This window comes from Nguyenibacter vanlangensis (assembly GCF_013376155.1).
GTDB lineage: Bacteria > Pseudomonadota > Alphaproteobacteria > Acetobacterales > Acetobacteraceae > Gluconacetobacter > Gluconacetobacter vanlangensis.
The window spans coordinates 1-5,509 of sequence record NZ_JABXXP010000158.1 but is presented as its reverse complement, the minus strand read 5'-3'; the positions used below and the strand labels follow the sequence as shown (position 1 = coordinate 5,509).

Sequence of the window (5,509 nt, the reverse complement as noted above, 5' to 3'; positions counted from 1 at the left end):
CCTCGTCCAGCATCGGGGCGAATTCCGGCACCACCTCGACCAGCCGCCGCCCGACCGCCGCCTCCAGGTCCTGGTGCAGCAGCATGCCGGCCGCACGGTTCGGCAGTTCGATGACCTGCTGCGCGTCCAGCCCGATCACCCCGGCCGACACGCCCGACAGCACCGCCTCGGTAAAGCGGCGGCGCTCGTTGATCTGGCTGTTGGCGATCATCAGTTCCGAACGCTGGCTGGCAAGCTGGTCGGTCATGCGGTTGAAGGCGCGCGACAGGCTGGACAGTTCGTCGTCGCGCCGCCCCTCGGGCACGCGCACCTTCAGGTCGCCGTCGCTGATCCGCTCCGACGCCAGGATCAGCAGCCCCAGCGGGCGGACGATCTGGTTGGCCAGCACCAGCCCGACCAGCACCGCCGCCGACAGCACCAGCAGCCCGACCAGCGCGAAGATCATCACGAAGGTGAACTGGATCTTGGACCGGTTGCGGTTCAGCCGCTGATAATCGGCCACCACGCGCTCGGTCCGGTGCATATGGTCCAAAATGACCGGATCGACCGGACGGGTGATCACCAGCATCAGCGGCGGCGTGTCGCCCAGCGAGATCACCGCGCGCACCGTCTTCTCGTCGGGCGAATCGAGGATCGCGATCTCGTTGGTGCGGGCCATCAGCGTGGCCGAAGGCGGCGGCAGGGCCTGCATGTCGCCCGGATGGCTCATCAGCCCGCCCGAGGCCACCACCGTGTTGGTCAGCGGGTCATAGATCACCGCCTCGTTCAGGCCGCGCAGCGTCGCCTGGGAATCCAGGATCTGGTCCAGCGCCTCGGGGTCGTGCATCAGGTCCGACCCCGACCCTTCCAGGCCGTTGGCCGCGCTGGCCAGGTAGTTGGCCAGCGAGAATGCCTCGGTGCGGATATTGGCGTTATGTTCCTGCAGATAGCCGTGCGACGCCTCCAGCGCCTCGCTCAGCGCCGTATTCACCCGGTCGCTGAACCAGATCTGGATGCCGTAATGGAAGAACACGGCGGCGAAGGTGCCGACCAGGATGGTGGGCGCCGCCGCGACGATGCCGAACAGGGTCACCAGCCGGACATGCAGCCGCGCCCCCGCCAGGCCGCTGCGCCGTTCGGCCAGGACCCGCCCGACCCGCTCGGCCAGCGCCAGCGCCAGCAGCAGCAGGACCAGAAAATTCAGGATGAAGATCAGTGCCTGGACGCGCGGATAATGCGTCAGGGACATGCCGCCCGACAGCACCACGAAGGTCGCGACGCCGAAGCACAGCGCCAGCGCGACCAGGGTGATCGCGACATTGCGCCGCGCCAGCACGGAAAACAGCCCGCGCATCACACCCGTCCGGCGCGACGGACGCTCGGCACGCGGCGCCGCCGGCACGGGTGTCAGCTTACGCCCCGGACGACTGGAATTTCCAGGTCCCGGATCTTCTTGCGCAGCGTGTTGCGGTTCAGCCCCAGCATGGCGGCGGCCTTGATCTGGTTGCCGCGCGTGGCGGCCAGCGTCATCTGGATCAGCGGCCGTTCGACCTCGGCGATCACCCGGTCATAGATGTCGTGCAGCGGCATGCCGTCCTGCCCCGACGACAGGAAATGGCGGATATGGCGCGCCACCGCATCGGCCAGAGGCTCCTGCGACGCCGCCTGCGGCGCCTCGCCCGGCAGGTCGCCCGACGTCTCGGCCAGTTCGGAATCGATCAGCTCGGCGGTGATCGTCTCCTGGGGATACAGCGCGGCCAGCCGGCGCATCAGGTTTTCCAGCTCGCGCACATTGCCCGGCCAGCGGCCGGCCTGCAGCCGTTCGACCGCGCCCTCGGCCAGCATCTTGACCGGCAGCCCGTCCTCGCGGCTGCGATCCAGGAAATGCCGCGCCAGCAGCGGGATGTCCTCGGCCCGCTCGCGCAGCGGCGGCAGGCGGATCGGCACCACGTTCAGCCGGTAATACAGGTCCTCGCGAAACGTGCCGGCGCGGATCGCCTGGCGCAGGTCGCGGTGGGTGGCGGCGACGATGCGCACATTCGCGCGGATCGGCTGGCGACCGCCCACGGTGGTGAACTCGCCCTCCTGCAGCACGCGCAGCAGCCGGGTCTGGGCCTCGGGCGGCATGTCGCCGATCTCGTCCAGGAACAGGGTGCCGCCGGCGGCCTGCTCGAACCTTCCGGGCGTGCGGTTGGTGGCGCCGGTAAAGGCACCCCGCTCATGGCCGAACAGCTCGCTTTCGATCAGTTCGCGCGGAATGGCCGCCATGTTGACCGCCACGAACGGCCCGCCCCGCCGGCGCCCGTAATCATGCAGCGCCCGCGCCACCAGTTCCTTGCCCGTGCCGCTCTCGCCGTTGATCATCACCGTCAGGTCCGACGTCGTCAGCCGGGCGATGATGCGATAGATGTCCTGCATCGCCATCGAACGGCCGATCAGCGGCATGCGCTCGTCGGCATCGGCGGGCGCGGGCTCGGGCAGCGCGCTGGCCGGCGAGGCCAGGGCACGCTCCACCACCGACAGCAATTCCTTCAGGTCGAAAGGCTTGGGCAGATATTCGAACGCCCCCCGCTGGGCCGCCTTCACGGCGGTGATCAGGGTGGATTGCGCGCTCATGACCACCACGCGCAGGTCCGGCCGCGCGCGCTTGATGCGCGGGATCAGGTCCAGGCCGTTTTCGTCGGGCATCACCACGTCGGTGATGACCAGGTCGCCCTCGCCTTCCTCGACCCACTGCCACAAGGTGGCGGCATTGGCCGTGGTACGGACCTGGTAGCCCGCCCGCCCCAGCGCCTGGCTCAGCACGGTGCGGATGGAACGATCGTCGTCGGCGACAAGAACGGTCGGCAAGGGCATGCGGGGTTCAATCTCTCGGAACGAAAATCACGGCGGCAAAGGATGCGCGGATACGGGACGCGGATTTGACGGGCACATGTTTGGCGATCAGGGCGCGTCCTTTCCCTCGGCCACCACGGGCAGGTGCAGCAGCACCTCGGTCCGTCCGGGGCGGCTGTCAATCTCGATCACGCCGCCATGATCGTCGATGATCTTGCCCGCCAGTGCCAGCCCCAGCCCGCTGCCGCCGGCCTTGGTGGTCAGGAACGGCTCGAACAGATGCGGGCGGATGCTTTCGGGAATGCCCGGGCCGCTGTCGCGCACCGAAACGACCAGCGGCAGCTCGACCCGCTGCTCCATGCCCGGCACCGCCAGGCGCACGCCGTGGCGATAGGCGGTACCCAGGATGATCTCGCCGCCCAAGCCTTGGTTGCCAGAGCCTGGGTTACCAGAGCCCTGGTTGCCCGACATGATGGCCTCGGCCGCGTTCTTGACCAGGTTCAGCAGCACCTGCACCAGTTGGTCGCGATTGCCCCAGACCGGCGGCAGCGACGGATCATACTCCTCGACGATGCGCACGCCGCTGGCGAAACCCTGCTCGGCCAGCATCCGCACCCGTTCCAGCACGCGATGGATGTTCACCGGGCGGCGTTCCAGCGGCTTGTCGCTGAACATCTCCATCCGCTCGACCAGATCGCGGATCCGGTCGGCCTCGTCGCGGATCAGCACCGCCAGTTCCCGATCGCCCTCGCTCACCGAGCTTTCCAGAAGCTGGGCCGCGCCCCGGATCCCCGAAAGCGGGTTCTTGACCTCGTGCGCCAGGATGGCGGCCATGCCCGACACGCTGCGCGCAGCGGACCGAAAGGTCAGTTGCCGGTCCAGCGCCCGCGCCGCCGAGGAATCGTGGAAGGTCAGCAGCACGCTGCCCGGCTCCTCGGCAACCAGCGTGCCCTGGACGGTAATGCCGGTACGATGCAGGCGCGGGCCGTCCAGCGTCAGCTCATGCTCGGCGATGGTGACCCCGTCGCGCCGCACCTGCTCGACCAGCAGGAAGATCGGATGGTCGGCGGCCAGCAGATCGGCCAGCCCCATCTGCACCAGATGCGGGCTGGACGCACCGAAGAACGGCTCGGCCGCGCTGTTGACGTGACGGACGCGATTATCGGCACCCACCAGCATGACCGGCATCGGCATCGCATCCAGCAGCGCCCCTCCGTCGGGCGGCGCAAGCACGGTTTCCGCGGCGCCATGGACGGACATCGTCGTCCTCACGCCGCCTCGGCGGTGCCCTGGTCGGCAATGCTCCGGCCGCCCGCCGCGCCGAATCGTTCGCGGCGCGAACCCGCCGCGATGTGTCGGTCATAGAAATCGGCAATCATCCCGATCGCGACGTCGGCCTGGTCCACCCGGTTGATCGCGGCCCGGAAATGCGCCGAATCCGGCAGGCCGGCCGAGTACCACGACACATGCTTGCGCGCCAGGCGCAGCCCCGGATGCGCCCCGAAATGCGACAGCATCATATGGTAATGTTCCAGGACGATCGCCTTCTCGGTCGCCAGGTCGGGATCGGCGACCGCCTCGCCCGTGCCCAGCGCCCGGGCCACCTGGGCCGGGAACCACGGCCGGCCATAGCATCCCCGCCCGATCATCACCCCGTCCGCCCCCGACTGCGCCAGCGCGGTGCGCGCGTCCCCCACCGTCAGGATGTCGCCATTGACGATCACCGGCAGCGAAACCGCGTCCTTCACCCGCCGGACGAAGGCCCAGTCCGCGGTGCCGGTATAGAATTGCTGCCGCGTGCGCCCATGCACCGTGACCATGCGGATGCCGGTCCGCTCGGCGATCCGCGCCAGCACCGGGGCGTTCAGGCTGGCATGGTCCCAGCCCATGCGCATCTTCAGCGTCACCGGCACGTCGACCGCGCGCACCACCGCCTCCAGCAGCCGGCCGGCCAGGACCTCGTCGCGCATCAGGGCCGATCCCGCCTGCTGCCCCACCGCGACCTTCTTGACCGGGCAGCCGAAATTGATGTCGATCATGTCCGCGCCGCGATCGACCGCGATCCGCGCCGCCTGCGCCATCGCCTCGGGCTCGCACCCCGCAAGCTGGACGGCGTTGGGCCCCTCCTCGTCCGCGACCTCGGCCATGCGCAGCGTGGCGTCGTTTTCGCGCACCATCGCCCAGGACGCGATCATCTCGGACACGACCAGCCCGGCCCCCAGCCGCCGCGCCAGCCGGCGGAACGGCAGGTCCGTCACGCCCGACATCGGCGCAAGGATGACCGGGGTGCGCAACACCACCCCCCCACCCAGATCGATGGGGCGTAGCAATTCGGACGACATGGACGGCATGATCCCCGCTTGGGCTGTCAGATTCCAAACCCGGCACATCGCGCGGCATCCCGAATGGATAAAAAATGCAGCATAGATGCTTAGGATTTGAGCACAGTATATAAACTCTCCGCGTCACGCAATCGCGATGGCAGCATCCCGCGCGCATCCCGTTTCCGAAATTCGCCCATGCGGCCTCGGTTGCGCTTGACGGCGGAAACCTGGCGCCCCATTGCTCCGCCATGCGTGTTGCAGCCATCCTTCTCGCCGCCGGCGCCGGCCGCCGTTTCAGCGCCACCGCGGCATCCCCGGTCGCCAAGCAGTATCTGACGCTGGCCGGCCGGCCGGTCATCCGCCACGCGGCG

At 68.8% G+C, this 5,509-nt stretch carries 4 protein-coding genes; all 4 read right to left on the bottom strand.

Translation table 11 applies throughout. The annotated features are described in order from the left end of the window. Positions 1-1,333 (bottom strand): sensor histidine kinase NtrY-like (locus HUK84_RS09440; protein WP_176640069.1); only part of this gene is annotated, 1,333 nt, incomplete at its 3' end. A 53-nt stretch (positions 1,334-1,386) separates the two neighbouring features. Continuing rightward, the gene (gene ntrC / locus HUK84_RS09435) at positions 1,387-2,835 is read right to left on the bottom strand and encodes a nitrogen regulation protein NR(I) (RefSeq protein WP_176640068.1); all 1,449 of its coding nucleotides are present in this window, start codon (positions 2,833-2,835) and stop codon (positions 1,387-1,389) included. Between the two features lie 87 nt (positions 2,836-2,922). Continuing rightward, positions 2,923-4,074 carry a two-component system sensor histidine kinase NtrB gene (locus HUK84_RS09430; RefSeq protein ID WP_176640067.1) on the bottom strand — a complete coding sequence of 384 codons (1,152 nt, stop codon included), beginning with the start codon at positions 4,072-4,074 and terminating at the stop codon, positions 2,923-2,925. A gap of 8 nt (positions 4,075-4,082) precedes the next feature. Continuing rightward, positions 4,083-5,156, bottom strand: a complete 1,074-nt coding sequence (gene dusB, locus HUK84_RS09425) for a tRNA dihydrouridine synthase DusB (RefSeq protein ID WP_176640066.1) — start codon at positions 5,154-5,156, stop codon at positions 4,083-4,085. Positions 5,157-5,509 lie beyond the last annotated feature (353 nt).